Below are 26,401 nucleotides of genomic sequence, written 5' to 3'. Positions count from 1 at the left end.
ATGTCGGACGCCAACGATCTCGCCCAGATTCTCCAGCGCCTGGAAAGCCTGGAGATCAAGGCCAGCTTCACCGAAGACCTGCTGGACCAGTTGAACATGACCATCTACCAGCAGCAGCAACTGATCGACCGGTTGACGCACGAGGTCATCCAGCTGCGCCAGCAGGCGCCCGAGGGCGGCTCGAACGGCCCGCGCAACCTGCGCGACGAGCTGCCGCCGCATTACTGATCTAGCGATCTAGGCTTTCACGGACCGCCAGGCCGCATCCGCCAACTCCGTGCGGTACGTGGTGGGCGAGGGCAGGCCGCCCTGGGCAGCGTTGCCCGACAGCCACGCCCTGCAATAGCTTTGCACCGGGCCCATGACCAGCGACGGCATCAGTTCGCAAGGCAGGTCGCGCAGCGCGCCCGATTGGCGGTGCGGCTCGAACCAGGCCACCAGCGCCTGGTTGCGGCCCCGCGCCGCCTCGGCCAGGTCGGCGGTGCGCGGGCCTGCGGCCACGGCGCCGCGCGCCTGGAACAGGAAACGTGCCCGCTCGGGTTGTGCCACCACCCAGTCCAGATAGCCCGTGACCAGGGCAGACACGCCCGCCTCGACGCCCTGGGCGGCATCCAGCTGCGCCTGCACGCTGCGCGACTGGTCGTGAAAGATGTCGAAGAACAGCGCCGCCACGATGCCGTCGCGGTTGCCGAAGTGGTGATAAATGCTGCCCACGCTGGCCCCGCAGCGGGCGCGCACCCCGTCGATGGTGACGGCATCCACGCCGCCTTCGGCCGCGCAGGCGAGGGCGGCGTTCAGGATGTCCTGGCGGCGGTCGGTGGCGGCCTCGGCCGGGGATGAGGTGGAGGGCGGGGAATTGCGGCTTGCCATGGAATGCGATTCTAAAATAAAGTTCTAGAAAATACTTCTAGTCCACGATTTCCATGCATCCTTTCCCCATTGCCGCCCCTGCAGCCGTTGCATCCATGCCCGGTGCCGCCTTGTACCCGCACTTGCTCGCGCCGCTTGACCTGGGTTTCACCACCCTCAAAAACCGCGTGTTGATGGGCTCCATGCACACCGGCCTGGAGGACGGGCGCGACCTCACGCGCATGGCGGCGTACTTCCGCGAGCGGGCCGAGGGGGATGTGGGACTGATCGTGACGGGCGGCTTTGCTCCCAACATCGCGGGCTGGGCCAAGCCCTTCGCGGGCACGCTGGCGACCTCGGGTGCCGCCCGGCGCCACCGGGTGGTGACCGACGCGGTGCACGGCGCCGGCGGCAAGATCGCGCTGCAGATCCTGCACACCGGCCGCTATGCCTACCACCCGCTGGCCGTGGCACCCTCGCGCCTGCAGTCGCCCATCTCGCCGTTCACGCCGTTCGCGCTGTCGGCGCGCGGGGTGGAGCGCCAGATCCGCGCGTTCGTCAACTGCGCCGTGAAGGCGCGCGAGGCAGGCTACGACGGCGTGGAGGTGATGGGCTCGGAGGGCTACTTCATCAACCAGTTCCTGTCGCAGACCACCAACCTGCGCCAGGACGCCTGGGGCGGCGACTACAGCCACCGCATGCGCCTGCCGGTGGAGATCCTGGCCCGCATGCGCGAGGCCGTGGGGCCGGACTTCATCATCATCTACCGCCTGTCGATGATCGACCTGGTGCCCGGCGGCAGCGCCTGGGACGAGATCGTCACCTTGGGCAAGGCCGTGGCCACCGGTGGCGCGAACATCGTCAATACCGGCATTGGCTGGCACGAAGCGCGCGTGCCCACGATTGCCACCAGCGTGCCGCGCGCGGCGTTCGCCTGGGTCACGCAGAAGATGAAGGCCGAGTTCGCGGCGGCAGGCATCACCACGCCACTGGTCACCTCCAACCGCATCAACACGCCCGAGGTGGCCGAGCAGGTGCTGGCCGATGGCTGCGCCGACATGGTGTCGATGGCGCGTCCGCTGCTGGCCGACGCCGCCTTCGTGAAGAAGGCGGCAGAGGGCCGGGCCGACCGCATCAACACCTGCATTGCCTGCAACCAGGCCTGCCTGGACCATGTGTTCCAGAACAAGACCAGCAGCTGCCTGGTGAACCCGCGCGCCTGCCACGAGACGGAACTGGTCTACCGGCCCATCGCCACACCGTCCGCACGCAAGCGCATCGCCGTGGTGGGCGCCGGGCCCGCCGGCCTGACCGCCGCCACCGTGGCCGCCGAGCGCGGGCACGAGGTGCACCTGTTCGACGCCGCGCCCGCCATCGGCGGCCAGCTCAACATGGCCAAGGTGGTGCCGGGCAAGGAGGAGTTCCACGAGATGCTGCGCTACCTGGCCACGCGGGTGGAGGACACGGGCGTGCAGCTGCACCTGAACCGCGTGGTGCAGGCTTGCGATCTGGCGGGCTTCGACGAGGTGGTGATCGCCACGGGCGTGCTGCCGCGCGACCCGCAGATCCCTGGCCAGGACCACGCCAAGGTACTCAGCTACATCGACGTGCTGCGCCACGGCAAGCCGGTGGGCGAGCGCGTGGCCATCATCGGCGCGGGGGGCATCGGCTTTGACGTGGCCGAGTACCTCACGCATGGCGAGCACCCTTCCACCACGCTCGACCTGCCGGCCTGGAAGGCCGAGTGGGGCATCACCGACCCCGCCGAGGCGCGCGGTGGCCTGGCCCCCTCGGGCCCGCGCGCCACGCCCCCCGCGCGGCAGGTGACGCTGCTGCAGCGCAAGAAGGGCAAGCTGGGCGCGGGCCTGGGCAAGACCACGGGCTGGATCCACCGCACCACGCTCAAGATGAAAGAAGTGCAGATGGTGAGCGGCGTGAACTACGAGCGCATCGCCGACGAGGGGCTGCTGGTGTCCTACGGCGACAAGCGCGAGGACCCGACCTGGATCCCTTGCGACACCGTGGTGCTGTGCGCGGGACAGGTGCCCCTTTTCAGCCTGGCGCAGGCGCTGGAGGCCACGGGCCGCAAGCCGCACCGCATCGGCGGCGCGCTGGATGCGGGCGAGCTGGATGCCAAGCGCGCCATCGACCAGGCGGCGCGGCTGGCGGCGCGCTTGTAAGGCGAGTGAAGCCGGTTTTTAAGCAAAACAGGCCGCCAGCGCTGGATAGGAAAGCGCTGGCAGCTATTGTTTTGATAGTGTCTGGCCGACGGCCGATGTCCCCCGCTGCGCGGCAGAACTCTCGAGTGCGTTGAACACCCGCAGCGCGGCCCACGCATCGTTGGCCGCGTAGACCAGCTGGGCCTCCGTCAGCCGGGCGTTGGCCCAGTTCGAGGTGGCGGCCTTCTTGGACTTGATGAAGCGCCGGTTGAACAGCACGGCCACCGCGCCCTTCACACCCATGTCCTTGCGATAGCCGCGCTGGCGGAACACGGTGTTGAGTTCCAGCACATCGGCCGGCTGCACGCCCAGCTTGTGCTGGATGCGTTTGGTGTCGTCCCCCAGGCCAAAGCCCGCCTTGGTCACGCCGCACAGGGCCAGCAGCTCGGCCACGCGCGCGCGGCAGCCGGGGTCGTGCAGCTGGAAGACCCAGGCGGTGTCGAGCGTGGCCAGCTGCACGATGTGGGGCCCGTCGGACTGTTCGCCCTGCACGAAGGTGGGCTTGGATTCTGTGTCGAACCCCCACGCGCTGGCCGCCGCCAGGGCATCGCAGGCCTTGTCGGCCTGCTCCGGGGTGGAGACGAGGGCGATGCGGTCGGTGCCCAGGCGCTCGAAGGGTTCCAGCAGGGCGATCTGGTCTTTGCCGGGAGTGGCGTGGTGGGCGGCGCGCGAAGGCGGGTGGGGGTGCCGGGGAGGGGGTGGTGCCGTCATGGGCCCATTGTGCCGTGCGGACCCTGGAGCCCCGACGTGCCCGCGCCCAGAGGCCAGGCCCATCCGCCTGCGTGCCGGCCTCTCAGCGCTTGCCTGTCTTGTGCAGGCGGGGCGTCCCGGCAATGTGGCCCAGGGCCTCGTCGCAGGCCGCCACGGTCAGTGCCTGCCGCGCAGCCAGCCAGCCCACGCCAAACCAGGCCTTCGGGTCGGTGGCGGCGATGTCGCCATACAGCACGCTGGCCACGCGTTCATCGTTCAGCCGGCCCAGGGCCGCCAGCGCGGGCTGCAGGCTGTCGAGGAAAGAGTCCCCTTCGGCGTCCAGCGCAGGCGCCACGAACTCCGTGAGATAGCGCAAGCGCTTGAGGCGCTTGCGCAGGCGGTGTTGCTCGTCCACCGGCAGGGCTGCAAAGCCCTGGGCCCCCTGGCGCACCCTGGCGTGCAGGCGGTGCAATCGCTTTTGCAGCAGGCGGCGGGTGTCCCGGGCCTCCAGGCCTTGGTCCCCGGCCGCCGACGCGTCATCGCGGCCCCGGGCCGTGAACGCCATGAGGGCGATGAGTGCCGCCTGGAACGCGGGCGTGCGCACGATGATGGCGGCGGCGGGGCCGGGAGCCTGGTCCGCCGCCGCACGCACCTCCAGCGCAGGCGCGCCCGCATCGCGCATGTCGGCGACGATGGCCTGCAGCGCCTGGCCCCGGTCGCGCAGCTGGCCCAGGCGCTGGAACACCTCCACCAGCGGTGGCTCCCAGGCGGGGTCGAACGCGCCGGGGGCCAACGGCGCCAACTCGCGCAAGGCCGTGCGCAGCCGGCGGATGCCGATGCGCAGCTGGTGCACATGTTCCTCGTCGCCCCCGCCTTCCACGATCTCGCTGGCATTGCCCAGGATCTGCTGGAGGCAGTGCGCCACCACCACGCGCTGCAGGCCGCGCCCCTGCAAAAAGTGCTTGCGCTGGCCGCTGGCACGCAGGGGGGCGGCTTTGGTGGCGGGCCGGGCCCATTGCGCGGCCAGCAGCCGCTCGCCGCGCTCCGCCTTGGACACCGTGCTCAGAAACAGCCCGTGCCGTGTGGCCCACCGGGCGGCGATGGCCGCCAGGCCTGATACCGGCCCGGCCTTGAGTTCCAGCTCCAGCTCGCAGATGCGCGCCTCTTTCTGCTGCGGCGTGCCACGGTGGGCGATGACCCGCCCGGTGTCCAGGGCCAGCTCCACCACGCCGCCCTTGAAGGCGATGTCCCGCGTCACGCGGTCCATGGCGGTGCCATAGGTTTCGGCCAGGGGGCCGCTGGCGCCCTGCAGCGCGTGCAGCAGCCGGGTGCCCGCCAGGGTGCCGGCATGCAGTGCGGGGTGGGGCTCGGGGGCGGGGCCCGCGGCGTGGGCCGGGCCCCGGTCCACGTTGTGCTCCTCCCGGTCCAGGGGGCCGTCACCCAGGGCCTTGACGGTCTGCACCCACAGGTCGCCTTCGCGGCGCAGCCGCAGCGCGATGCCGCGGGCCGCCAGCGCGCCATCGGGCGTGTCGAAGTAGCGGGCCTCCATGCGGATGGACGCGCACGGGCCCCGGCGCGCGGCCGCCTGCACGGCCGCCAGGCGCTCGGGAGGAATGCAGAACTTGAATTCGATTTCCATGGGTTTTATTTTGCCTGCGCGTGGAGGTGTTTTTATTTTTGCAGAGAGAAAATGCAGTGGTGAATAATGTGTGGAGATAATCGGAAATATCCAAGAATGATCATCATGATAATTTATTGAATGACCCCGGTGGCATCAAGCGTACCCGTGCCTTGCACCGAATTCCCGGTTGGCTGCCGGATGTGGCGGGGATTCGGCGGATTATAGGGTGGCCATGAATATCCGTGTTCGAATTGCCCTGTTCTTCGGTGGAGGATGTGTCAATACTTCCCTTTCGGCTTGGATTATCGATTGGTCACGGTTCTGTCATTTGAAACAATTAGTATCTTCTGGGTACCCGGGGTCGTCTCCGGTGGCCATTCAAGAGGATTCCAGATGCTTCAGAAAATGAAAATTGGCACCAGGCTGGCCCTGGCATTTGCAGTGCTTCTGCTGCTGATCTCCGCGCTGGCGGCTGGCGGCATCAGTGGCGCCAAGCGCCTGACGGAGCGCAGCGCGGCGCTGTATGGGGACCGCACGGTGCCCATGGGCGTGCTGGCCGAGATCAGCCACCTGACCCAGCGCAACCGCGTGCTCGTGATGGACATGCTGATGGACCCCGGCACCAGCAATCTGCAGGCAAGCCATGCGGCGCTGTCCGCGAACGTGGAGCGGATCCGGGCCCTGTGGAAGTCCTACACCGCCAAACCCCTCGGCGAGCAGGAGCAGGCGCTGGCCCGGGCCTTCGCGCAGGCCAATGCCGCGTACCTGGACAAGGGGCTGACTCCCGCGGCCGCGGCGCTGGTGGCGGGCAAGTACGACGATGGCTCCGAGCTCTACATCAGCCAGATCCGGCCCCAGGCCGCGAAGGTGCAGGATGCCGTGGAACAGCTGGTGGCGTTGCAGATCAGCCTGGCGGACGCGGAGTTCGGTGCGGCCCGGCAGATGAGCGAAACCATCCATGTGTGGATGCTGGCGGCCACCGTGCTGGCGCTGCTGGCGGGCACGGCGATGGCATGGGTCATCACCCGGTCGATCTCGCATCCGCTGCGGCAGGCCGTGGCGTTGGCGCGGACGGTGGCCGGAGGCGACCTGAGCGCGCAGATCGAGGTGCGCGGTGCCGACGAGACGGCGGAGCTTCTGGGGGCGCTGCGCGAGATGAACCAGCAGCTGGTGCGCGTCATCACCGAAGTGCGCGAGAGCACCGAGTCGGTGGCGCAGGAGGCCGTGCTGATCGCGGGGGGCACCGAAGACCTGGCCCGCCGCACGGAGACGCAGGCCTCCAATCTGCAGGAGACGGCTGCCTCCATGGAGCAGCTCACCATCACGGTGCAGCACAACACCGACAACGCCCACCGCGCCACCCACCTGGCGCAGGAGGCCAGCAAGGTCGCGAACGAAGGCGGCAGCGTGATGCGCAATGTCATCGCCACCATGCAGGAGATCCATGTCCAGTCGCAAAAGATCACGGACATCATCAAGGTGATCGACGACATCGCGTTCCAGACCAACCTGCTGGCCCTCAATGCGGCCGTCGAGGCCGCCCGCGCGGGGGAGCAGGGGCGGGGCTTCGCCGTCGTGGCCGGGGAAGTGCGGGGGCTGTCGCAGCGCAGCAGCACGGCGGCGCGCGAAATCCGGGGGCTGATCACGGCGAGCGTGGATGGGGTCGAGCGGGGCTCGGCGCTGGTCGGCCAGGCGGGCGAGCGCGTGGCCAATACGGTGCGGCATGTCGATCAGGTGGTGGAGCTCATCAGCGAGATCCGGGACGCCGGCCAGGAGCAGTCCCGGGGCATCGCGCAGATCGGTGAAGCCGTGCGCCAGCTTGACGCCGCGACGCAGAAAAATGCGGCGCTGGTGGATGACAGCTCGTCGGCGTCCGCGGGCATGAAGCACCAGGTGCGGCGGCTGCTGGAAGTGATCCACCAGTTCCGCCTTGCCCCCGACGGCGCCGCCGCGGCGGTGGACGGGACGGCGCCGCAACCATCGGGCGGTGCGCGGCAGCTTCTGGCGGCACCGCCACGGCCCCAGGCGGCGCACAAGCGCCTGGCCACGGTGCCGCGCTAGGACGGAGCCCTTTCCATGAACAGGACCGATGTACTGATTGCCATTGCCGAGGTGGCGCGCACGGGAGGCGCTTCGAGCCCCGAGGACTCCATTTCGCAGCTGGCCATGGTCATCGACGGCCTGGAGCTGTCCAGCAGTGGTTCGGAGATGGCGATGGAGATGCTGCTCAAAAGCGCCGCCTGCCTGTGGAACCTGCAGCAGGAGCGGCTGCGCCTGTGAAGCACCGGGAGGCGGGCGCTGCCCCGGTGCGCCTTCTCAGCGCGGGGCCGGTGGCGGCTCTTGCGGGGCGGCCACGTCGAGGGACGCGATCTGGTTGCGCCCCTGGTGCTTGGCCAGGTACAGCGCCTGGTCGGTACGGTCCAGCATGTCGCGCAGGCTGCGGTCGCTTTGCCGGAAGGCGCCCAGCCCCAGGCTGGCGGTGATGCCATAGCCGTGGCCCGCCTCGTCGGCCAGGCGCAGCGCGCGGATGCTCTGGAGAATGCGCATGGCCACTTCCATGCCCTCGGCCAGCGCGGTCAGCGGCAGCAGCACGCCAAACTCCTCGCCCCCCAGCCGGCCCACCGTGTCGCTGGCGCGCAGCTGGCTCTTGACGGCCTGGGCAAACGCCACCAGCGCGCGGTCGCCCTCCAGGTGGCCAAAGCGGTCGTTGATGGACTTGAAGTGGTCCAGGTCCAGCATGAGCAGCGCGAGCGGCTCGCCGTTGCTGCGCGAGCGCGCGTACACCGATTCGGCGCATTCCAGGAACGCGCGGCGGTTGGCCATCCCCGTCAGCATGTCGGTGGTGGCCAGGCGCTGCAGCTCGCGCTCCAGGTTCTTGCGCTGCGTCACGTCGCGGTAGATGCCCTCCACGCCCGCGAAGTTGCCCGCATGGTCGTACAGCGCGTGGCTGCTGATGGAGATGTCGATCACCTGCCCGTCGCGCCGCACCATCTGGCCGGGAAAGTCCGACACCTCGCCTTTTTCCACGATGGCGGCCTTGAACGCGTCGCGGTCGGAGCTGTGCGGGTAGTACGACTCGGCGGTGCGGCCCTCGATCTCGTGGGGCTCATAGCCCAGCACGCGCCGCACGCCCGGGCCCACGTGCTGCACGACACCCTTGGCGTCCGTGCGGTAGTACACGTCCTGCATGTTCTCGAACAGGCGGCGGAAGTTCTGTTCGCTTTCGCGCAGCTGGTCCTCGATCTCGCTCTGGTGCGTCATGTCCAGGCCGCACATCAGCACGGCGGGGGCGCCCTGCCACTCCACCGCCACGCTGCTGATCAGCACCATGCGCAGGTTGCCCCGCAGCGTGCGGATGCGGAACTCCGACGGCTTGTTGGGCCGTCCTCCCTGCCCGGGCACGGTGACCTGCTGGACACGGTGGTTGGAGCGCACGCGGTCCATGGGATGCACGAAGTCGTCCGAGGGCCTGCCGATGAGGCTGTCCGGGCCCGGTGCCTCCAGGAGATCCAGGCCGGCGGCGTTGGCAAAGCGGATGATGCCCCCCTGGGTGACCAGTACAGCCGCTGGCAGCAGTTGCAGCAGACGGAGGTCGTTGAACATCGGCGTGACGTAACAAAAGGTAATGCCCCATTGTGGCACCGGGGTGGGCCGGTGGGAATCGATGTTTGTCACAGGCGGTACCATCGCCCATGAGAAAAACTTTCCAACTCCATGTTGAAGGCAAGAACCGCGACCGCGTTCTGGATGCCGTCAAGCACGAAATCCGCAAGTACATCAAGCGCGAACGGCGCCGCGAGCTGCCCGAAGGCGCTGACTTCTGGGACTTTGACTGCCAGTTCGGCCGGACCAGGGAAGACGCCGCCGTGGCGCACCTGTCGGCCTTGACCGGGCTCATCAACGAAGTGGCGGCAGAAGGCGGCCCGCAGTTCCATGTGGAGATCGTCGCCAGGCCCGGCAAGCGCACGCCCCGGCCCGAGGGCGAGCCCGGGGCCCCGTCCGGCCAGGACGGCGGCGGAATGGACGAGGCCGGCGAAGGGGCTTGACCCCGGGCCGTGGCGAGCGGGCGGCCAGGAGCCCCCGCGGGTGTTCGACAGGCTCCTTCTAGGAGTCTTTTTTGTTTGCGGCCGCCGCAGCGCGCAGCTTGTCCTTCTTGCTGGGCCGCTTTCCCTTGATGCCGCCGGTGCCCTGGGGGTCGGCGGCCGAGGCCGGCGCGGGGGCCTCGGTGGGCTCAAAGCCCGCAATCTGCTCGCGCGGCAGGCTCAGGTGCTGGCGTTTTTCGATGAGCCGGAAGTGCGCTTCGGCATCGGCCGTCACGAAGCTCACGGCCACACCGCTCTCGCCCGCGCGGCCCGTGCGGCCGATGCGGTGCACATAGTCCACGGCCGAGCGGGGCAGGTCGTAGTTCACCACGGCCGGCAGCTGCGCGATGTCGATGCCGCGCGCGGCCAGGTCGGTGGTCACCACCACCTGCCAGCGTTCGTCCTTGAACTCCTGCAGCACCTGCTTGCGCGCGCCCTGGCTCAGGCCGCCGTGAAAGGGGCTGGCGAAAATGCCGGCCTTGTACAGCTTTTCGGCCACATGCTCGGCCGCGTACTGCGTGGCCACGAACACCAGCACGCGCGGCCAGCCGTGCTCCTTGACCAGGTGCCGCAGCAGCTGGGTGCGGCGGGCAGCATCCACCGCGATGGCGCGCTGCTCGATGGCGGGCTCGTTGCCCGGGGTGTGGGGCACCTCCACGCGCACCGGGTTTTTCAGCAGGCCGTCGGCCAGCGCCTGCACGGCGGCGGGAAAGGTGGCTGAAAAGAACAGGTTCTGCCGCTGGGCGGGCAGCAGGGCCAGCACGCGCGCCAGCTCTTCGGCGAAGCCCAGGTCCAGCAGGCGGTCGGCCTCGTCGAGCACCAGGTGCGCCACGGCGGACAGCCGCAGCGCGTTGTGCTCCACCAGGTCCAGCAGGCGGCCCGGCGTGGCCACCACGATGTCGGCGCCGCCGCGCAGCCCCAGCATCTGCGGGTTGATCGACACGCCGCCGAACACGATGGCGATCTTCAGCGGCTGCTGCAGGTGCTGGGCCAGGCTGCGCAGCACCTCGCCCACCTGGGCGGCCAGCTCGCGCGTGGGCACCAGCACCAGGGCGCGCACCCTGCGCGGGCCGCCGGTGGCGCCCAGTTGCAGCTGCTGCAGCAGGGGCAGGGCGAAAGCGGCCGTCTTGCCCGAACCCGTCTGCGCGGCGCCCAGCAGGTCAGCGCCTTGCAGGACGGCTGGAATGGCTCCCGCCTGGATGGGCGTGGGTGCCACGAAACCCGCCTTTTCGGCAGCGTGGACAAGGGCAGGGGACAGACCGAGGGAGGCAAAGGGCATGGAGGCAGCGCTGGAGCGGCGTTGAAAGCGGACGCACGACAGCGCGAACGAGGAAAGATGGGGGGATTGTCGCCGCAGTTGCCCTTGGGGCCCGTGCGCCGCCTCGGCGCGCTGGCGTGCCGGGCTTGGCGGCGGGCCCCGTGGGTGGCCACCGCCCTGATAATCAGGCACCGGCGGTTCGCCGGTTTTTCCCTTGTCTTTCCCCGCACCATGGCCCTTACCCTTGATTCCTCTGCCATCACCCACGGCATCCAGCTGGCGGTGGCGCCCGTGTTTTTGCTCACGGCCGTGTCCGGCATGATCGGCGCCGTCGCGGGCCGGCTGGCCCGCATCATCGACCGGGCCCGCGTGGTGGAAGACCGCGCCCGTGCCAACACCGAGCCCGAGTTTCTGGCCCGCGCCTACAGCGAGCTGGCAGACCTGCGGCTGCGCGGGCGGCTGGCCAACGGGTGCATCGGGCTGCTCACGTTCTGCGCGTTCCTGATCGGCACCACCATCATCCTGCTGTTCCTGGGCGAGACCACCAACTTTCAGTCCAACCGGCTGGCGGTGGCGGGCTTCCTGGCGGGAGTCGCGTCGTTCTTGCTGGCGCTGGTGTGTTTCCTGACCGAGACGCTGCTGGCCACGCGGTTGCTCAACTTCCACATGCTGCAGCAAGAGGTGGAAGGTAAAAAGCCATGAAGTCGTTTGCCGACCTGGGCGGCCTGGTGTATTCCACCGACTCCGGCCGCATGTGCCCGGGCTGCCGCCAGCCCGTGGCGCAGTGCACCTGCCAGCAGAACAGACCCCTGCCCACGGGGGACGGCATCGTGCGCGTGTCGCGCGAAACCAAGGGGCGCGGCGGCAAGGCCGTGACGCTGGTCAAGGGCGTGCTCGTGGACGGTGCCGCGCTGGAGCAGCTGGGCAAGCAGCTCAAGGCCGCCTGCGGCAGCGGCGGGACGGTGAAGGACGGTGTGATCGAAGTGCAGGGTGACCATGTGGAGCGCGTGATGGTCGCCCTCCAGAAGCTGGGCCACAAGGTCAAGCGCGCGGGAGGCTGAGGCCCCCTGAAACGAAAAGAAGGCACCGCACCATGATGGATCCCGAAAAACTGCAGCGCCTGGTCACCCTGGAGATGCCCTATGGCAAGTACAAGGGAACGGTGCTGGCCGATCTGCCGGGCAACTACCTGAACTGGTTTGCGCGCGAGGGTTTCCCCAAAGGCGAGCTGGGGCAACTGCTGGCACTGATGCACGAGATCGACCACAACGGCCTGTCGGACCTGCTCAAACCGTTGCGTGGGGCGCGCGAACTGAACACTTGATCGCTGGTCGCGCACGCCTGCCTGCCTGCCTGCCTGCCTGCTGCGCGATCAGCATGGGCCCATGAATTGGCGAGGGCATACGAAGACCTGCCGAGCCCGTGCCGGTCCTTGCACCGGCCACAGGCCTCACCCCGGAAGTGGTTCTGTGCGCCCCTCAGCCCTTGTGCTGGCCTGTGCTGCTGTGCAAGCTGGCGTAGTTGATCGCAATGAGTTGCGCGATAGCGAGAATATCGGCGCGCGAGTGGTCGGCTCCGGGGAACAGATCTTTCGCCAGGCTCTGGGCTTCTATCACTTGTTTCGAGGCGAGTTCGCTGGCTCGATAGAGCCCTCGTGCAAGGACGATGTCTGTGTTCTGGGTCACGTTGTTCTCCTGATTTTTCTGAGAGCCTCAGTATGAACTCCCACCCGTTCTATGGGCTTGGGGGAATGCCATTGGCGCCTCCGGTGGGAGGGTATCGCCGGGCTGGCGCATAGAGATCAAAACAACCGGCTGGCGGACACAGGGAGCCACCAGTGGCACGGCGGCGGCCAGCTTCACGGCATTGAGCCTGCGGGACTCCTGGGGAGTCTGCGTGCCGCCATAATCGCCTTCGATACCAACTCACCACTCCGAGGGAATGCACATGAAGGGCAATATTGCGGCGATCGTCCTGGTCGTGCTGGGCGTGTTTTTTCTACTGACCAATCTGGGGCTGATCAGCATCAGCCTGCGCGAGTTGCTGCGGGTATGGTGGCCGGTCGCGCTGATCGCGGTGGGCGTGGCCCTGTTCTTTACGCCCGGTACCAAGGGCAAGTAAGGCCGGGTTCGCGGGGCACCCGCAACACCGACCATCGCCCCGCGCGCGGGGTCAGCCGCCGGCCCGCCGTGGGCCGTGCCCGTCGTCTTCGCGCGGCGGCACAAAGGCCGGGTCGCTGCCGAAATAGCCCCGGAACAGGTTGCGCGCGATGCCATGCGCCGCCACCTGCAGGCTGTCCGCCACCTCGGGCGTGAACAGGCGCTCGGTGTGGTGCTGCCACAGCCTTACCCAGGCGGCGAAGTGGGCTGGCGTGACGCCGTCCAGCGCCATGTGCTTGCCGAAGACATCGCCGCGGAAGCTGCGCGTGCCCAGCGCCACCGTGCTCCAGAAATCGACAAGCCGCTGCAGGTGGTTCTCCCACTGGCCGTGCAGTGCCTTGTCGAAAACGGGCCCCAGGAGCGGGTCGGCCCGCACATCGGCGTAAAAGCCATGCACCAGTTGCGTGATGCTCTGCACGCTGGGTGCCGAGGCCTTCCCGGGGGGCGTGGCTGCCGGATCGCTCATGGCCGTGCGGCTCCCGCTCAGCTGCACCCGCAGCCCGACGAACCGCAACCCTGCGAGGGGGCCGCCGCACCTGCCTCGAACGGCGGGAACAGCACGTTGTTTTCGAGGTGGATGTGGTTGACGAGGTCGTCACCCAGCTGGGCGATGCCCGCATACAGGGCGCGCCAGGTGTTGCAGGCGCCCTGGGGGGGCGTGGCGTCGTTGGTCAGGGCGTTGAGCTTGTCCAGCGCGGCGCCATGGTCCACGTGCTCGGCACGCATCATGCCGATGGGCTGGCCCACGAAGGGGTTGCCCCCGGCCTTGAGCATCGGAAACAGCACCTGTTCCTCCTTGGCCATGTGCGAAAGCAGTTCACCGTGCATGTCTTCCAGCAAGTCGGCCAGCCCGGCAGGCACCATGGGGTTGTCGCGGTGCACGGCTTCCACGCGGCGGGCCATGCGGATCAGTTCGGGCAACTGGGCGCGGTGCACCTCATGGTAGCGCGCCAGGATGTGGTCGATGAGCGCGCCGGGCGAGGCGGCTTCGGGCAAGGCGTCGCTGCGCTGCAGGGCCGCCAGTTCCGCCAGGACGGCATGGGCGTCCAGCCCCTTCTCGGCGGCGGCATGGGCCAGGCTGACCTGCCCGCCGCAGCAGAAGTCGAGCTTGAGCCGCCGGAACACCGCCGTGGCGCCGGGCAGCTGCACGGCAATCTGGCCGATCTGCTGATCCGCGCCGAGGGGCGCGTGTGCGGGGTGGGCGGTTTGCAGGTGATCAACGCGGGCGTTCATGGCGATCCTTTAAAGATTCATTTGATGTGAATATTTTATCCAATAAAATTCTCGGTAGATGCATCTTTTAATTGACCTGGGGCAAATCCCATGCGCCTGACCCAATGGACCGACTACACGCTGCGGGTGCTCATGTACTGCGCTGCCACCGAAGGCCGCCAGCAGCCGGTGACCATCACCGAGGTGGCGCAGGGCTACGGCATCTCGCGCAGCCACCTGATGAAGATCGTGCAGCAGCTGTCCGCCCAGGGGTTGCTGGAGACGACGCGCGGCCGGGGAGGCGGCATGCGGCTGATGCGGCCTGCGGGCACCATCAACATTGGCGCGGTGGTGCGGGCCACCGAGACGGATTTCAATCTGGTGGAGTGTTTCGACCCCGCCACCAACCAGTGCCGCCTGAGCAGCCATTGCCGCCTCAAGGGCGTGCTGTGGCAGGCCATGCAGGCCTACCTGGCGGTGCTCGATGGCGTGACGCTGGAGGATCTGATGGCGCCACAGGCCGCCGCCCTGGGCTTCGGCGCCCTGCCCACCGTGGCTGTGCCTCGCAACGGGGCCGCGCGGCGGGCCGCGCCGGATGGGGTTGAATTCTGAGCGAAAAAGGGCTGTGGCGCTTTACTGTCAAGCGCAAGGTGCTATTAAAAACATAGTCATCGAGGTGGGTTACCCCGGCTCCCCGAACGCCTGCCGGTAGCGGGCGGGGGTCAGGCCCACATGGCGCGCGAATTCGCGCGTGAAATGCGGCTGGTCCGCGAAGCCGCAGGCAAAACCGATCTCCGCCAGGCCGTGGCGCTCCTGCAGCAGCCACTGCGCGGCGGCGCGGGCCCGGGCCTCCGCCACGATGCTGCGGCAGCTCAGGCCGGTGCCTGACAAGGCCCTTTGCAGGCTGCGGCGCGCGAGCCCCGCCTGGCGCGCCAGCGCATCCACGGTGTGCGGGGCGGCGGGGTCTTGCAGCACATGGCGGGCAAGCGCATGCGCGAGGGGCGGCCAGGGCAGGGGGTCGCACAGGCCGGTGGCGGCACTCGGCGGTGGTGCCTCGGGGGCGCGTGCGCCGCTGGCTTGCCAGTGCAGCACCCACTGGTCCACCTTGCCGTGCGCCATGAGTTGCGCGAGCCGTCCGTCCAGGTCCCCGTCCAGTCCCCCTCCCCGCCGGTCATCGGCATCCCATCGCAGGCGGGACGCAGCCATCTCCACCCCCAGTGCGCGCACGCCCAGGGCCTTTCCGGCGCCCAGCAGCACACCCAGCACGGCGAGGCTTTCGGTGGGCAGGGGCGGCTGGGCCACGCCAGCGCGTGCATGATGGCGCAGTTGCAGGCGCCCTGGGCCCAGGGCCTGCACGCTGACCTGATGGCGGGAGTGGACGTAGCGCTCCAGGCGTTGCCAGCGGGCGAGCAGGGCGGCCATGTCGGCGGCGCCCATCAGGGCCCGGTGCACGGGGTCGCCTTGCAGCAGGTCCACCCGCTGGGCCAGCCGCAGCAGCATCGCGGGCCCGCCCTGCCGCAGGATGGCTTCCACCACCGCGCGCTTGCAGGCCAGGGGCACGCGGCTGCCCTGGGGACCGCCGTGCAGGCCATGGGGCGCGGGCGGCGGCGCCAGGCCGTGCGCGTGCATGGCGCGCACCAGCAGGCGGACCATGGCGGCGCTGGCGAAGTCTTGCATGGGGCCGGATTGTGCCCGCGCGGCCTAGCGCGGGGCCAGCGCGTGTTGCACGTCCGCGCGGCGCACGGGCAGGCGGGTGAACCGCACGCCGGTGGCGTCGCGCAGCGCGTTGGCGATGGCCCCCGCCCCCGCGACCATGGCGGTCTCGCCGGCGCCCGTCGGGGGCTCGCGGCTGTCCACCAGGTGCACGTGCAGCGGCGGCACGTCGCCCATGCGCGGCAGCGGATAGTCGGCGAAGGTGGCCGCCGCCACGCCCGAACGCGCCACGGGGACTTGCTCCAGCAGCACCATGCCCAGGCACCAGACGAGGTTGCCCTCGGTCTGGGCGCGCACGCCATCGGGCTGCAGGACGAGGCCGCAGTCGTGGGCGCACCAGATCGCGGTCACGCGCACCTCGCCCGTGCCCCGGTGCACCTCCACATCGGCCACTGCGGCGGCGTAGCTCACGCCCTTGTAGATACCGCCCGCGATGCCGCGGCCGCGCAGCGTGGTGGCGTCGCTGCGGGGGCGTTCGCCCCAGCGCGCGTGGCTGGCGGCTTGCGCCAGCACGGCGCCAAGGCGCGTGTCCGAGGTGTGGCGCAGGCGCCAGTCCAGCGGGTCGGCCCCCGCGAGGCGCGCGCATTCGTCCATGGCGCTTTCCACGGCCAGGGTGTTGGGCCCCGCGCCCAGGCCGCGCCAGGGGCCCGTGTGCACGGGCAGCCGGGCGGCGGTGAATTCGATGCGCTGCCGGGGCACGCCATACGGCAACTGCGCGCCGCGCGCCACGCCGCTGTCGCCCGCCAGGTCGGCCAGGCGTTGCATCCACACCGGCATGGCGGCGGGCGTGAACAGGATGTGGCTGCTGGCGAAGGCATGCCACCAGTGGGTCAGGCGCCCCTGGTGCACGCGGGCGCGGATGCGGTGGCTCGACGGCGGGCGCTGGAAGCCCTGGGCAAATTCCTGCGCGCGGCTCCATTGCACCTTGACCGGCGCGCCCGCCGCCTGGGCGAGCACGGCGGCTTCCAGCTCCACCGTGCACAGCGTGCGCCCGCCAAAGCCGCCACCCACGCGGCAGGCCTGCACCGCGATGCGCCCCGCCTCCAGGCCGAGCTGGCGGGCGAGCACGTCGCGGATGTAGAACATGTCCTGCGTCCCCGCCCATACGCGCAGCGCGGGGCCTTCGCCTTCCTGCGGCATCCACTGCGCGGTGGCGCTGCGGGGCTCGATGGGAGCGTGGGCGGCCAGCGGGATGTCCATGCGCAGGTCCAGCGTCCACAGGGTGTCCCCGGGCACGTCGTCCTGGCGCACGGCATGCTGCAGGCGGCCACGGCGCAGGTGCTGGTCGATGTCGATGCGCTCGTCGATGGCCGGCTGCCCGAAGGCGCCATCCACCTCCCACTGCACGGCCAGCGCGGCCTCGATGCGGTCGAGCGCGGCGGGCGTGCGCGCCACGATGCCCAGGCCCCGGCTGCCCATCTGCCGCAGGCGGGGGCTTTGCAGCACGGCCACGCAGGCGGGGTCGGCGCGCGCGGCGGCCTCGTCGAAGGACCGGGGGTGCGAGGTCAGCTCGGCCGACGCCGGTGCGCGCAGCACGCGTCCGTACAGCAGCCCGGGCAGGCGCGTGTCGCCCGCGAACAGGGGCTGGCCCGTGACGATGGCGTGCAGCTGGCCGGGGGCCGGGGCGGCGGGCGGCCGGGCGCCTGCGCGCGGCTGCAGGCTGCGCAGGGCGCTGGCAGGGATGGCGCGCGCGCCGAGCGTGCCCGTGGTCCGCCCCTGGGCCAGCGCCTCGCGCAGGGTGGCGCAGGCGCGTGCCAGCGGCAGGGCGAAGTCCTGCACGCTGGCGCTGCCCACGGTGGCGCGCATGCGGGCGATGTCGGTGGTGGCAGGCAGCCGCAGGTGCACCTGCGCGGGCGGCACGCCCAGCTCCTGGGCCGCCAGGCCTTGCAGCGCGGCGCTGATCTGCTGGCCCATCTCGGTGCTGGGCAGCCACAGCGTGTAGCGGCCGCCTTCGTGGCGTATCCAGCCCAGGGCGTCATCGGCGGTGGAGGTGGGGCGCTGGGGGATCACCGGCACCAGCGAGCAGCCCGCCAGCGTGACCGTGAGCGCCCCGGCGCCAGCGGTGGCCAGAAACTGGCGGCGCTTCATGGCGCGGTGCCCTGGGCGGCCTGGTGGATGGCCGCCCGCACCCGGTGCTGGGTGCCGCAGCGGCACAGGTGGGCCGACATGGCGGCGTCGATCTGCGCATCGGTGGGCCGGGGCGTGGCGCGCAGCAGCGCCACCGCGCCCATGATCTGGCCGCTCTGGCAGTAGCCGCACTGGGGCACGCGCAGGTCCAGCCAGGCCTGTTGCACGGGGTGCAGCGTGCCGTCGCCCGCAGCCATCCCTTCGACGGTGGTGACGGCGCGCCCCTGCAGCCCGCGTGCGGTGTGCAGGCAGGCGCGCTGCGCCACCCCGTCAACGAGCACCGTGCAGGCGCCACATTGGCCCACGCCGCAGCCAAAGCGGGTGCCGACCAGGCCCAGCGGCTCGCGCAGCAGCCAGAGCAGGGGTTCGTCCTCCCAGCCGGGCGGCACGGGCTGGTGTTGCTGGTTCAGGGTGATGTGCATGCGGGCCTCCGGTGGTGGTATGGAGGCCAGTGTGCAAAGGCAGGGGCGGCAGGTCTTGAAGATCTGCGCCAGACGGACCGGTGCGGCAAGGGGCTCGCCACACCAGGGATATGAATGAAAATGGCCGCTAGCGCTTATTCTTCAAGCGCTGGTAGCTATTATTTCGGGAGCATTGCATTCCACTGCGGCATGGTCTGCGCCCACCACAGGCGCAGGCGCATCGCCCATTGCGGCGTATAGCCCGAGGTGGCGAACCGCACCTGGCCCTGGGCGTCGATGACCACCAGCGCGGGCACGGCGCGCACGCCCCAGCTGCGCGAGAGCGTGCCCTGCGGGTCCACCGCCGTGGGCCAGGCCATGCCGCGTTGGCGCTGCACCTGCGCGACCCGCTCGGCATTGCCCGATTGCATGGCCACGCCCAGCAGGGGCCAGTCGGTGGACAGGCTGGCGATGCCGGGCTCTTCCAGCTTGCAGACCGCACACCATTCGGCCCAGAAATGCAGGGCCACGGCCTGGCCGGGGTGCTGCGCGCGCCATTGCGCCAGGGTGGTGCCGGCGGGCGGAGTGGTGGTGGCGCCGGTGGGGGTGGATGCCATCACCAGCAGTGCATCGGGCGCGGGCCCCCGGGGCAGATCGCGCGTGCGCCAGGTGTCCACCGCCACGACGGCGATCCACGCCAGCGCGAGGGTGGCCAGGTGCTGCTTCCAGCCAGTGCGCAGTGAGAACCATGCGCGGGCGAAGAAGGACCGGAGCATGGCGGGGCGATGCGCGGGCGAAGGACTGTGGATCAGCGCAGCACTTCCAGCAGGCGGTCCAGCCCGCCCTGGTTGATGGCCACCTTGGCCTGCGCACGCACGGCGGGCTTGGCGTGGTAGGCCACCGACAGGCCCGCGGCATCCATCATGGGCAGGTCGTTGGCGCCGTCGCCCACGGCGATGGCCTGGGATGGCGCAATGCCCATGAGCGAGGCCACTTCCAGCAGCGTGCGGCGTTTTTCCGCGCCGTCGCAGATGTCGCCCCAGGCCTGGTCCACCATGCGGCCGGTGAGCTGGCCGTTGTCCACCTCCAGCATGTTGGAGCGGGCGAAGTCGATGCCCAGCCCGGCCTTCACACGGTCGGCAAAGAAGGTGAAGCCGCCCGAGACCAGCAGCGTGGTCAGGCCCGCGGCCTTGGCGGCGGTGATCAGCTCCTGGGCGCCGGGGTTGAAGCGCAGGCGCTCGCTGAACACCTGCTCCATGTGCTGCACCGTCACGCCTTTGAGCAGGGCCACGCGCTGGCGCAGGCTTTCCTTGTAGTCGGTGATGATGCCCTGCATGGCGGCTTCGGTGATGGCGGCCACCTCGGCCTTGCGGCCGGCGGCATCGGCGATCTCGTCCACACACTCGATGTTGATGAGGGTGGAGTCCATGTCGAACGCGATGAGTTTGTAGGCGGACAGGGACAGCGGGGGTTCGATGCCCTGGACAACAAGGCCGGGGGCGAATTCGGTGGCGTTTTTCATGGCGGGGCGCTCTTGGCAAATGCGGAGATCGGAACCCGCAATGGTATCGCCCGTGCCCCGGGGCTCGGGCGGAGGCGGGCAGGGCCGCATCGGCCCGGCGCCTGCTGGCGATGCCGGCGTGGAAAAACGGCAACGCTCCCCGCACAGCGGGCCGGAGCGCGCACGGCCGGGCGCATATGATTCCCGCACAACATGCAACGGAGGGAGGCAGGCGATGGCGATGCACAGGGGACGCAGGGCGGCTGGGCAGGCCGGCGCCGCACCGATCAACCGCAGGCAGGCCACGGCCGTGCTGCTGGCCGGTGCCGCCGCACCCTTCGCGGTGGCGGCCGCGCAAGATGCCGCGGCGCCCGCACCCCAGGCCGCCCCCGCCGTGGCCCCATGGCCGGGCGACGACTGGGCCGAAAGCACGCCCGAGGCCCAGGGCATGGACTCCGCGGCGCTGGCCAGGCTCATCGGCTACGGCGCCGCGCAGGGCATGGACAGCCTGCTCGTCACGCGCCACGGCACCCTCGTGGCCGAAGCCTTCTACGCCCCCTACCGCGAGGGGCTCCAGCACGCCGTCAACTCCACCACCAAGGGCATCGTCGCCACGCTCACCGGCATGGCCATCCAGGACGGGCTGATCGCCTCGCGCGACGTGCCCGTGCTCGACTTCTTCGAAGGCCGCCAGGTCGCCAGCGCCGATGCCGCCAAGCAGGCCATGACCCTGGGCCACCTGCTGGACATGACCTCGGGCCTGCACTGGATCGAGCCGCTGAGCGACGCCGTGCCCGAGACCATGCTGCAGCTGGCCCGCGCGCGCGACTGGCAGGGCTTCGTGCTTGACCGGCCCATGGCCCAGGCGCCCGGCGCGGGCTTCAACTACAACAGCGGCAACACCCACCTGCTCTCGGCCATCCTCGCGCACAAGACCGGCGGCAGCACCCTGGCCTATGCGCAAAAGCGCCTGTTCGGCCCCCTGGGCATCACCGACGTGCGCTGGCGCAAGGACCCGCAGGGCATCGAAGTGGGCGGCTGGGGCCTGTACCTGCACCCGCGCGACATGGCGCGCATCGGGTACCTCTACCTGCGCCGGGGCCAGTGGAACGGCCGCCAGCTGCTGCCCGCCGCCTGGGTGGAGCAGGTCTTCAATCCGGTGGTGGACATGGGTTTCGGCAGCGCCGCGCCTGCCTTCAGGTACGCCAACGGCTGGTGGAGCATCCCGTCCAGGCGCGCCTACTTCACGGCCGGCTTCAACCGCCAGCTCATCGTGGTGCTGCCCGACCTGGACGTGGTCGTGGCGGTCACGGGCCGGCGCAACTACCCGCTGCCTCCGTTCCTCGACCAGATCATTGCGGCGGCCCGCTCGCACGAGCCGCTGCCCGCCGACAGCGCCGCGCAGGAGCAGCTGGCCGCGCGCATCCGCGACGCCGGGGTGGAAAAGCCCAGCGCCAGCCCGGCCATCACCCCCGAGCTGGCCGCCACCGTCTCGCGCAAGGCCTGGGTGCTGGAGCGCAACCCCCTGGGCATCCAGCGCCTGGTGCTGGACCTGACCCCCGCCAATCCGCGCTATGAAGTCACGTTCGATCCCGGCCGTCCGGAGCTGCCGCGCGAGCCCGTGGCCGGCCCCCTGGGCCTGGACGGCCTGTACCGCCCCGCCCCGCAGGGCCCCGACAGGGTCATCGCCATCAAGGGCCACTGGCTCGATGCGCAGAGCTTCCAGCTCATCTCGCGCTCGGTGGCCGATGGGGAGGTCACCGTCATCACGCTGACATTCGAGGATGGCGGGAAGGCGGTGAACGTGGGGCTGGAGAACAACTGGGGGGTCAGGGGGCAGGTGCGGGGGCGGGCTGCCGGGTAGGGGCGGCATGTGCGAGTTCCCTGGGCAAATTTCCACTGCAGCCTTGGCCCGGTTTGGGACATGATGGACGCACACCCGTGCCAAGACGCCTGAACAGCCATTTCGACCAGAAGCCCATGACCCTCGCCCAGTCCGCAGCACCAGCGCCATCCAGCTCCCTGGGCCGCCTGCGCGGCCTCCAATCCATCGCCCGTGAAATGTCCGACTCCCCGGTCGAGATCCGCGGCCAGATTCCCCCATGGCTCATCGGCGGCAGCCTGCTGCTCAACGGCCCGGCGCTGTGGGACCTGCCGCACGGCAGCTACGAACACTGGTTCGATGGCCTGGCCATGCTGCACCGGGTACGGCTGGCCCCGGGGGACATGGGCGGGGCCAGTGCCACCTACCGCAGCCGCTACCTGCAGACCGACGACCTGCGCGAAAGCCTGGTGGCGCGCAAGCCGGCGCGTGCGGCCTTTGGCACGCCGGACCCGGCGGGCTTCTTCACGCGCTTGCGCCACCTGCGCCACCCCAAGGTGACGGACAACGGGGCGGTGGTGATGGCGCGCATCGGCTCGCAATGGGTGGCGCAGACCGAGACGCCGCTGCTCACCAGCTTCGATCCCGACACGCTGGCCACCACGGGGCGCATCGTGTACGACGATGCCGAGGTGATCCACGTGATGTCGGCCCATGGCATGACGGACGCGCAGGGCGCCTACTGGAACGTGGGGCTGGAGGTGGGCCCCCAGTGCACCTACAAGCTGTTCAAGATCGTCCAGGGCAGCCGGCGGCGCGAGGTGCTGGCGCGCTGGTCCGTGCGTCAGGCCGGCTACCTGCATGCGTTTGCGATGACGCCCACCCATGCCATCGTGTGGCAGCCGGCCATGCGGCTCAACGCGATCAAGCTGGCGCTGTCGGGCAGGGGTTTCATCGACAGCTTTGCGTGGAACCAGTCCCTGGGCTCGCGCATCGACGCCATCTCGCTCATCGACGGCAGCGTGCGCAGCTGGGCCGTGCCGGCGATGACCGGTTTTCATGCCGTGCAGGCCTGGGACGAGCCCAGCCCCGACGGCCGTGGCGCACCCGTGCTGGTGCTGGACCTGTGCACCACCGATGGCCCCGAGATCTTCAGCGCCCTGCGTCTGGAGCGCCTGCGCGCCGGGGTGCCGGTGGGCGTGCAGCACCGCGTGCAGCGCTACCGGCTGGAGCCCGGCCGCAGCGATGCGCAGCCCCGGACGCTGGTGGAAGGCGCCAGCGTGGAGCTGCCCGCCGTGCATGGCGCCTACTGGGGCCGGAAGCAGTCCCGCCACGCCTGGTTCGCGGGCTTCGACCCCGAAGGCAAGACCCCCATGTTCGACCGCACCGTGAAGCTGGACCTGGACGGCGGCCGCATCGCCGGCACCTGGCAGCGCGAGGCCGCCGTGCAGATGGAGCCCCTGTTCGTGGACCGCCCCGGCTCCAGCGCCGAGGACGACGGCGTGCTGCTGGTGCCCACGCTGGCCGAGGACGACACCGGCACGGTGATCGGCGTGGTCGACCCGGCCAGCATGCACTGCCTGGCCACGCTGCACCTGCCGCAGGTGGTGCCGTTCGGCTTCCATGCGGCGTGGAAGCGGGCCTGAGATGAGCGTCTTCACCTGCACCGCAACCGCACCGCGCCGGTAGCCGCGGTGCGCCCGGCGGTTTGTGCCTTGCCCTGGGCCCGCCTTGCCGAGCCAGGTGGCCGGCGCTAGAACAGGTCCTGCTGGGCCGAGGTCAGGTGGGAGAAACTCTCGCCCAGCGGCTGCAGGATGGCGTCCGCGATCGGCTGGATCTGCTTGGTGAGGTAGTGCCCGTAGTCGATGGGGGAACGGCGCGCCTCCAGCGGCTCAGGCCCGTTGCGGGTCATGACGTAGCGGATCCAGCCACCGCTCTGGTACTGCTGGGGCCGGTCCCTGCGGGCGTTGTACTCGTCGGCCATGCGCGCCGCACGCACCTGCGGGGGCACGTTGGCGACGTAGGCGTCCAGGCGGTGGCGCAGGCGCTTGCGGTAGACGAGCAGGTCGTCCTTGTCGCCGGCCAGGGTGGCCTGCGCGTAGCCGGCCACGAAGTCCCGGTAGGGCGCGCCCTGGAACACGCGCGAGAGCAGGCCCTCCTGGAACTGCCGGGCCAGGGGCGTCCAGTCGCTGCGGGCCATTTCCAGGCCGCGGTAGACCATCTCCTCCTTGCCCTGCACGTCCACGCTCAGGCCGGCGTAGCGCTTCTTGCTGCCCACGTCCGATCCGCGGATGGTGGGCATGAAGAACTTCCTGTAGTGCGTGTCGAACTCGATCTCGAGGTAGTTCTCAAGACCCTGCTCTTCGCGCAGGGTGCGCGTCCACCAGGCGTTGATGTCCTTGACCAACCCCGCGGCCACGGCGTGCGCCTCGGCGTTGGTGTGGGTGCGCCTGAGCCAGATGAAGATGGAGTCGGTATCGCCGTAGATGGCCTCGTAGCCGCGCTGCTCCACGAAGTCGCGGGTGGCTTTCACCATCGCATGGCCGCGCAGGGTGATCGCCGAGATCACCTGCGGGTTGAAGAAGCGGCATTCCGACGCACCGAGCACGCCGGCGAACGAGTTCATCACCAGCTTCAGCGCCTGGGACAGGGGCTCGTTCTTCGCGCGCTTGGCCTCGTCGCGCGCGTGCCAGAGGGTGGTGACGATCTCCGGCAGGCAGTGCCTGTCGCGCGAGAAGCGCGTGCCCAGCGGGCCCCGGATCAGCGGCGCCGCATCGCTGGCGTGCAGGCCCTCCACATACCCCACCGGGTCGACGAGGAAGGTGCGGATGATCGAGGGGTACAGGCTCTTGTAGTCCAGCACCACCACGGAGTCGTAGAAGCCGGGCCGGGAGTCCATCACGTAGCCGCCGGGCGAGGACTTGCCCTGGATCTCGCCCACATTCGGGGCCACGTACCCCAGGCGGTGCATGCGTGGCAGGTAGTGGTGGCTGAACGCGGCGATGGAGCCGCCGAAGTGGTCCATCTGCAGGCCGGTGGTGTGGGCCCGCTCCATCACGAACTGCAGCAGCCGGGCCTTCTCGAAGATGCGCAGCACCAGCTCGCAGTCGCGGATGTTGTAGGTGGCCAGCGCGGGCTTGTCGTGCTGGTAGCGCCGCTCGATCTCGGCCATCTTGTCGTACTCGTCCCCGATCTCCTTGCCCTCGCCCAGCAGCTGCTGCGAGACGTTTTCGAGGCTGAACGACGCAAAGCTCCACACGGCCGCACGCAGCGCCTCGATGCCGTCGATGACCACCCGCCCGGGCATGGGCGCGAAGAGGTAGCCCTGCTTGCCCGGGTGCGTGCGCCAGGCAATGGGCCGGCGCTCGCGGCCCGGCAGCAGCGGCGTGGCGCACTCGTCGGCGGTCTTTTGCAGCACATGCAGGTCGAACTGGATCACGTTCCAGCCGATGACCACGTCCGGGTCGTTGCGCTCGAACCAGTCGTTGAGCTGCTCGATCATCGCTTGGCGGGTGGGGCAGTAGATGAGCGCAAAGCCCGGTGGCTCCGTGGGTGCGGAGGGCGGCTCGCCCAGCATGTACACCACGCGCTCGGCCACGCCGTCGAGCGCGATGGAGTACAGCGCCTGGTGCTGGCTGGTCTCGATGTCCAGCGACACGACCTTCAGCGTGGGCCGGTAGCCGGGCGCGGGCGCCAGCCTGCAGTCCACGCGGGCGCCGTTCTCGGTGCGCCCGCCTTCCACTTGCACACCGGCGGTGATGAAGCGTTCCATCAGGTAGCGCTCGTGCGGGCGCACATCGGCTTCGAGCAGGGAGATGCCCAGCTGCTGCAGCGAGCGCGCCAGGCGCCCCAGCTGGCGATAGTGCCTGGCGTAGACCCCGATCACGGGCTCCTGCTGAAAGCTCCTGAGGTCGAGCGCGCGCAGCTCCACGTCCGGCAGGGCCAGGAGCTGCGCGTCCACCGTGCCCTGGTGCCGCGCCTCGACGAAGGCCACCGAGGTCTGGCCGGTCAGCAGCACCTTCAGCGGCCCGGCATCCGTCGCCAGCCAGTACTCGATCTCGGTGCCCGCCGGTGTGTCCCGCCAGTGGCGCGTGAGGACGAAGCCCTTCATGGGGATGGAGGCCACGGGCAGGCAGAAGGCACGCAAGGGGGTGGGAAGATCGTCGGGGTGCTGATTCTCGCCGAAGCAGCGGGCGGATGCCGTTGCCCCGCCACGCTCACCCGGTGTGGCGCTGGCGCCTTGATTCACCGGCCCGGAGTGGGGCCTTTGCCGGCGATGCCCGGCGCTACGATGGCAGCCCCTGCAAGCACGGAGCATTCCGATGTTCAGTTTCCTGGTCGATATTGTTGTTGGCTTTTTCGAGTTCGTGGTCGATGTGCTGCTGTTCCGGTCCCAGCGCGACAGGCGCGGAAGCCGGGAGCGCAGCGTGGCCGAGGACACGCTGGCGGTGGCGCACTTCGACTTCGTGACGCTGGTGCTGATCTCGCTGGTGAGTGCGGGCCTGATGCTGCTGCTGGCCTTCGCAGTCGGTGTCCCGGTGGGCTGGAGCGTGGCCATCGGCCTGGCCGTGGGCGTGGCCTGGGGGCTGTGGCGCTATGCCCGGTTGCTGCGCGAGCCCTGACCGTACCGCCGCGTTGACGGGGTTGCCGAAGCCCGGCAGGTCCGCAGAGTGCCAGATCCATGGGTGTGGGTAGATTCTTCGGGGATGGTGCAGGCCTTTCGGGGTGGGAGGTCCGCCAGGGCGGC

Annotated in this window: 27 protein-coding genes; 13 read left to right on the top strand and 14 right to left on the bottom strand. The window is 69.9% G+C overall.

The window, feature by feature from the left end:
- The gene (locus AC07PV_RS05615; protein ID WP_369642211.1) at positions 1–228 is read left to right on the top strand and encodes a SlyX family protein; all 228 of its coding nucleotides are present in this window, start codon (positions 1–3) and stop codon (positions 226–228) included.
- A 9-nt stretch (positions 229–237) separates the two neighbouring features.
- Here AC07PV_RS05615 and AC07PV_RS05610 read toward each other — a convergent pair whose 3' ends face one another.
- Complete coding sequence (locus AC07PV_RS05610; RefSeq protein WP_494629661.1) at positions 238–870, bottom strand: TetR/AcrR family transcriptional regulator; 633 nt, start codon at positions 868–870, stop codon at positions 238–240.
- 95 nt (positions 871–965) lie between these two features.
- Between AC07PV_RS05610 and AC07PV_RS05605 the strand changes: the two genes are divergently transcribed.
- Positions 966–3,029, top strand: coding sequence for an NADPH-dependent 2,4-dienoyl-CoA reductase (locus tag AC07PV_RS05605; protein WP_218340948.1), 2,064 nt, complete (start codon positions 966–968; stop codon positions 3,027–3,029).
- 63 nt (positions 3,030–3,092) lie between these two features.
- Here the strand turns inward: AC07PV_RS05605 and AC07PV_RS05600 are convergent, their stop codons facing one another.
- Together AC07PV_RS05600 and AC07PV_RS05595 are read right to left on the bottom strand one after the other, a co-directional pair.
- Positions 3,093–3,779, bottom strand: coding sequence for a 3'-5' exonuclease (locus AC07PV_RS05600; RefSeq protein WP_218340826.1), 687 nt, complete (start codon positions 3,777–3,779; stop codon positions 3,093–3,095).
- An 82-nt stretch (positions 3,780–3,861) separates the two neighbouring features.
- Positions 3,862–5,397, bottom strand: coding sequence for a CYTH and CHAD domain-containing protein (locus AC07PV_RS05595; protein ID WP_494629659.1), 1,536 nt, complete (start codon positions 5,395–5,397; stop codon positions 3,862–3,864).
- A 387-nt stretch (positions 5,398–5,784) separates the two neighbouring features.
- Here AC07PV_RS05595 and AC07PV_RS05590 point away from each other — a divergent pair, with 387 nt between their 5' ends.
- Both AC07PV_RS05590 and AC07PV_RS05585 read left to right on the top strand, forming a co-directional pair.
- Positions 5,785–7,440, top strand: a complete 1,656-nt coding sequence (locus AC07PV_RS05590; protein WP_494629658.1) for a methyl-accepting chemotaxis protein — start codon at positions 5,785–5,787, stop codon at positions 7,438–7,440.
- Positions 7,441–7,455: 15 nt separating this feature from the next.
- Positions 7,456–7,659 (top strand): hypothetical protein, encoded by a 204-nt coding sequence (locus tag AC07PV_RS05585; RefSeq protein ID WP_218294188.1) that lies wholly within the window; start codon positions 7,456–7,458, stop codon positions 7,657–7,659.
- A 36-nt stretch (positions 7,660–7,695) separates the two neighbouring features.
- Here AC07PV_RS05585 and AC07PV_RS05580 read toward each other — a convergent pair whose 3' ends face one another.
- On the bottom strand, positions 7,696–8,982 hold the full coding sequence (locus AC07PV_RS05580) for a sensor domain-containing diguanylate cyclase (protein WP_218294189.1): 1,287 nt from the start codon (positions 8,980–8,982) through the stop codon (positions 7,696–7,698).
- 89 nt (positions 8,983–9,071) lie between these two features.
- On the opposite strand from AC07PV_RS05580, the gene AC07PV_RS05575 reads away from it, so the two are divergent.
- Positions 9,072–9,425 carry a DUF6172 family protein gene (locus AC07PV_RS05575; RefSeq protein ID WP_218294190.1) on the top strand — a complete coding sequence of 118 codons (354 nt, stop codon included), beginning with the start codon at positions 9,072–9,074 and terminating at the stop codon, positions 9,423–9,425.
- Between the two features lie 58 nt (positions 9,426–9,483).
- Here the strand turns inward: AC07PV_RS05575 and AC07PV_RS05570 are convergent, their stop codons facing one another.
- Positions 9,484–10,740: a DEAD/DEAH box helicase gene (locus tag AC07PV_RS05570; RefSeq protein WP_494629656.1), complete on the bottom strand. Its 1,257-nt coding sequence runs from the start codon at positions 10,738–10,740 to the stop codon at positions 9,484–9,486.
- A gap of 210 nt (positions 10,741–10,950) precedes the next feature.
- On the opposite strand from AC07PV_RS05570, the gene AC07PV_RS05565 reads away from it, so the two are divergent.
- From AC07PV_RS05565 to AC07PV_RS05555, 3 genes are read left to right on the top strand one after another with little or no spacing between them, the layout of a single operon-like run.
- Positions 10,951–11,421, top strand: coding sequence for a DUF2721 domain-containing protein (locus tag AC07PV_RS05565; RefSeq protein ID WP_218294192.1), 471 nt, complete (start codon positions 10,951–10,953; stop codon positions 11,419–11,421).
- Positions 11,418–11,780 (top strand): translation initiation factor Sui1, encoded by a 363-nt coding sequence (locus tag AC07PV_RS05560; RefSeq protein WP_494629655.1) that lies wholly within the window; start codon positions 11,418–11,420, stop codon positions 11,778–11,780. The genes AC07PV_RS05565 and AC07PV_RS05560 overlap by 4 nt, the downstream gene beginning before the upstream one ends.
- 35 nt (positions 11,781–11,815) lie before the next feature.
- Positions 11,816–12,043, top strand: coding sequence for a DUF3820 family protein (locus AC07PV_RS05555; RefSeq protein WP_218340833.1), 228 nt, complete (start codon positions 11,816–11,818; stop codon positions 12,041–12,043).
- Between the two features lie 154 nt (positions 12,044–12,197).
- On the opposite strand, the gene AC07PV_RS05550 is transcribed toward AC07PV_RS05555, so the two are convergent.
- On the bottom strand, positions 12,198–12,404 hold the full coding sequence (locus AC07PV_RS05550) for a hypothetical protein (RefSeq protein WP_218294195.1): 207 nt from the start codon (positions 12,402–12,404) through the stop codon (positions 12,198–12,200).
- A 262-nt stretch (positions 12,405–12,666) separates the two neighbouring features.
- Here AC07PV_RS05550 and AC07PV_RS05545 point away from each other — a divergent pair, with 262 nt between their 5' ends.
- Positions 12,667–12,840: a LiaI-LiaF-like domain-containing protein gene (locus AC07PV_RS05545; RefSeq protein WP_218294196.1), complete on the top strand. Its 174-nt coding sequence runs from the start codon at positions 12,667–12,669 to the stop codon at positions 12,838–12,840.
- Between the two features lie 51 nt (positions 12,841–12,891).
- Here AC07PV_RS05545 and AC07PV_RS05540 read toward each other — a convergent pair whose 3' ends face one another.
- Entirely contained in the window at positions 12,892–13,344 is a 453-nt protein-coding gene (locus AC07PV_RS05540; RefSeq protein WP_218340834.1) for a group III truncated hemoglobin, read from the bottom strand.
- Positions 13,345–13,361: 17 nt separating this feature from the next.
- Positions 13,362–14,111, bottom strand: a complete 750-nt coding sequence (ytfE, locus tag AC07PV_RS05535) for an iron-sulfur cluster repair protein YtfE (RefSeq protein WP_492255019.1) — start codon at positions 14,109–14,111, stop codon at positions 13,362–13,364.
- 90 nt (positions 14,112–14,201) lie between these two features.
- Here ytfE and AC07PV_RS05530 point away from each other — a divergent pair, with 90 nt between their 5' ends.
- The gene (locus AC07PV_RS05530) at positions 14,202–14,702 is read left to right on the top strand and encodes an RrF2 family transcriptional regulator (RefSeq protein WP_218294199.1); all 501 of its coding nucleotides are present in this window, start codon (positions 14,202–14,204) and stop codon (positions 14,700–14,702) included.
- Positions 14,703–14,771: 69 nt separating this feature from the next.
- On the opposite strand, the gene AC07PV_RS05525 is transcribed toward AC07PV_RS05530, so the two are convergent.
- From AC07PV_RS05525 to serB, 5 genes are all read right to left on the bottom strand, one after another.
- The gene (locus AC07PV_RS05525) at positions 14,772–15,767 is read right to left on the bottom strand and encodes a helix-turn-helix transcriptional regulator (RefSeq protein WP_494594858.1); all 996 of its coding nucleotides are present in this window, start codon (positions 15,765–15,767) and stop codon (positions 14,772–14,774) included.
- A gap of 24 nt (positions 15,768–15,791) precedes the next feature.
- A complete protein-coding gene (locus AC07PV_RS05520; RefSeq protein WP_492255022.1) occupies positions 15,792–17,891 on the bottom strand; it encodes a xanthine dehydrogenase family protein molybdopterin-binding subunit in 2,100 nt (699 codons plus the stop codon).
- Positions 17,888–18,352: a (2Fe-2S)-binding protein gene (locus AC07PV_RS05515; protein WP_494629653.1), complete on the bottom strand. Its 465-nt coding sequence runs from the start codon at positions 18,350–18,352 to the stop codon at positions 17,888–17,890. The genes AC07PV_RS05520 and AC07PV_RS05515 overlap by 4 nt, the downstream gene beginning before the upstream one ends.
- Before the next feature lie 158 nt (positions 18,353–18,510).
- Positions 18,511–19,107 carry a redoxin domain-containing protein gene (locus tag AC07PV_RS05510; protein ID WP_218294203.1) on the bottom strand — a complete coding sequence of 199 codons (597 nt, stop codon included), beginning with the start codon at positions 19,105–19,107 and terminating at the stop codon, positions 18,511–18,513.
- 32 nt (positions 19,108–19,139) lie between these two features.
- The gene (gene serB / locus AC07PV_RS05505) at positions 19,140–19,853 is read right to left on the bottom strand and encodes a phosphoserine phosphatase SerB (RefSeq protein WP_218294204.1); all 714 of its coding nucleotides are present in this window, start codon (positions 19,851–19,853) and stop codon (positions 19,140–19,142) included.
- 214 nt (positions 19,854–20,067) lie between these two features.
- Here serB and AC07PV_RS05500 point away from each other — a divergent pair, with 214 nt between their 5' ends.
- On the top strand, positions 20,068–21,696 hold the full coding sequence (locus AC07PV_RS05500; protein WP_494629652.1) for a serine hydrolase domain-containing protein: 1,629 nt from the start codon (positions 20,068–20,070) through the stop codon (positions 21,694–21,696).
- 77 nt (positions 21,697–21,773) lie between these two features.
- On the top strand, positions 21,774–23,300 hold the full coding sequence (locus tag AC07PV_RS05495; RefSeq protein ID WP_494629651.1) for a carotenoid oxygenase family protein: 1,527 nt from the start codon (positions 21,774–21,776) through the stop codon (positions 23,298–23,300).
- Positions 23,301–23,407: 107 nt separating this feature from the next.
- On the opposite strand, the gene AC07PV_RS05490 is transcribed toward AC07PV_RS05495, so the two are convergent.
- Positions 23,408–25,765 (bottom strand): DNA polymerase II, encoded by a 2,358-nt coding sequence (locus AC07PV_RS05490; RefSeq protein ID WP_494629857.1) that lies wholly within the window; start codon positions 25,763–25,765, stop codon positions 23,408–23,410.
- Positions 25,766–25,976: 211 nt separating this feature from the next.
- Between AC07PV_RS05490 and AC07PV_RS05485 the strand changes: the two genes are divergently transcribed.
- A complete protein-coding gene (locus AC07PV_RS05485; protein WP_218294206.1) occupies positions 25,977–26,276 on the top strand; it encodes a hypothetical protein in 300 nt (99 codons plus the stop codon).
- Positions 26,277–26,401: the final 125 nt, after the last annotated feature.

It is taken from the genome of Acidovorax sp. GW821-FHT09A11, assembly GCF_059418365.1.
The sequence above is the reverse complement of the archived record's forward strand: the minus strand, read 5'-3'. Positions and strand labels throughout refer to the sequence as shown.

Excerpts from the sequence above, each read along its gene's own strand:
- AC07PV_RS05605 (WP_218340948.1), top strand. The coding sequence starts at position 966 with ATGCCCGGTGCCGCCTTGTACCCGCACTTGCTCGCGCCGCTTGACCTG.
- AC07PV_RS05540 (WP_218340834.1), bottom strand. The coding sequence starts at position 13,344 with ATGAGCGATCCGGCAGCCACGCCCCCCGGGAAGGCCTCGGCACCCAGC.
- AC07PV_RS05560 (WP_494629655.1), top strand. The coding sequence starts at position 11,418 with ATGAAGTCGTTTGCCGACCTGGGCGGCCTGGTGTATTCCACCGACTCC.
- AC07PV_RS05520 (WP_492255022.1), bottom strand. The coding sequence starts at position 17,891 with ATGAAGCGCCGCCAGTTTCTGGCCACCGCTGGCGCCGGGGCGCTCACG.
- serB (WP_218294204.1), bottom strand. The coding sequence starts at position 19,853 with ATGAAAAACGCCACCGAATTCGCCCCCGGCCTTGTTGTCCAGGGCATC.
- AC07PV_RS05490 (WP_494629857.1), bottom strand. The coding sequence starts at position 25,765 with ATGAAGGGCTTCGTCCTCACGCGCCACTGGCGGGACACACCGGCGGGC.
- AC07PV_RS05500 (WP_494629652.1), top strand. The coding sequence starts at position 20,068 with ATGGCGATGCACAGGGGACGCAGGGCGGCTGGGCAGGCCGGCGCCGCA.
- AC07PV_RS05565 (WP_218294192.1), top strand. The coding sequence starts at position 10,951 with ATGGCCCTTACCCTTGATTCCTCTGCCATCACCCACGGCATCCAGCTG.
- AC07PV_RS05555 (WP_218340833.1), top strand. The coding sequence starts at position 11,816 with ATGGATCCCGAAAAACTGCAGCGCCTGGTCACCCTGGAGATGCCCTAT.
- AC07PV_RS05610 (WP_494629661.1), bottom strand. The coding sequence starts at position 870 with ATGGCAAGCCGCAATTCCCCGCCCTCCACCTCATCCCCGGCCGAGGCC.
- AC07PV_RS05485 (WP_218294206.1), top strand. The coding sequence starts at position 25,977 with ATGTTCAGTTTCCTGGTCGATATTGTTGTTGGCTTTTTCGAGTTCGTG.
- ytfE (WP_492255019.1), bottom strand. The coding sequence starts at position 14,111 with ATGAACGCCCGCGTTGATCACCTGCAAACCGCCCACCCCGCACACGCG.
- AC07PV_RS05600 (WP_218340826.1), bottom strand. The coding sequence starts at position 3,779 with ATGACGGCACCACCCCCTCCCCGGCACCCCCACCCGCCTTCGCGCGCC.
- AC07PV_RS05575 (WP_218294190.1), top strand. The coding sequence starts at position 9,072 with ATGAGAAAAACTTTCCAACTCCATGTTGAAGGCAAGAACCGCGACCGC.
- AC07PV_RS05530 (WP_218294199.1), top strand. The coding sequence starts at position 14,202 with ATGCGCCTGACCCAATGGACCGACTACACGCTGCGGGTGCTCATGTAC.
- AC07PV_RS05515 (WP_494629653.1), bottom strand. The coding sequence starts at position 18,352 with ATGCACATCACCCTGAACCAGCAACACCAGCCCGTGCCGCCCGGCTGG.
- AC07PV_RS05545 (WP_218294196.1), top strand. The coding sequence starts at position 12,667 with ATGAAGGGCAATATTGCGGCGATCGTCCTGGTCGTGCTGGGCGTGTTT.
- AC07PV_RS05580 (WP_218294189.1), bottom strand. The coding sequence starts at position 8,982 with ATGTTCAACGACCTCCGTCTGCTGCAACTGCTGCCAGCGGCTGTACTG.
- AC07PV_RS05510 (WP_218294203.1), bottom strand. The coding sequence starts at position 19,107 with ATGCTCCGGTCCTTCTTCGCCCGCGCATGGTTCTCACTGCGCACTGGC.
- AC07PV_RS05525 (WP_494594858.1), bottom strand. The coding sequence starts at position 15,767 with ATGCAAGACTTCGCCAGCGCCGCCATGGTCCGCCTGCTGGTGCGCGCC.
- AC07PV_RS05615 (WP_369642211.1), top strand. The coding sequence starts at position 1 with ATGTCGGACGCCAACGATCTCGCCCAGATTCTCCAGCGCCTGGAAAGC.
- AC07PV_RS05590 (WP_494629658.1), top strand. The coding sequence starts at position 5,785 with ATGAAAATTGGCACCAGGCTGGCCCTGGCATTTGCAGTGCTTCTGCTG.
- AC07PV_RS05595 (WP_494629659.1), bottom strand. The coding sequence starts at position 5,397 with ATGGAAATCGAATTCAAGTTCTGCATTCCTCCCGAGCGCCTGGCGGCC.
- AC07PV_RS05570 (WP_494629656.1), bottom strand. The coding sequence starts at position 10,740 with ATGCCCTTTGCCTCCCTCGGTCTGTCCCCTGCCCTTGTCCACGCTGCC.
- AC07PV_RS05585 (WP_218294188.1), top strand. The coding sequence starts at position 7,456 with ATGAACAGGACCGATGTACTGATTGCCATTGCCGAGGTGGCGCGCACG.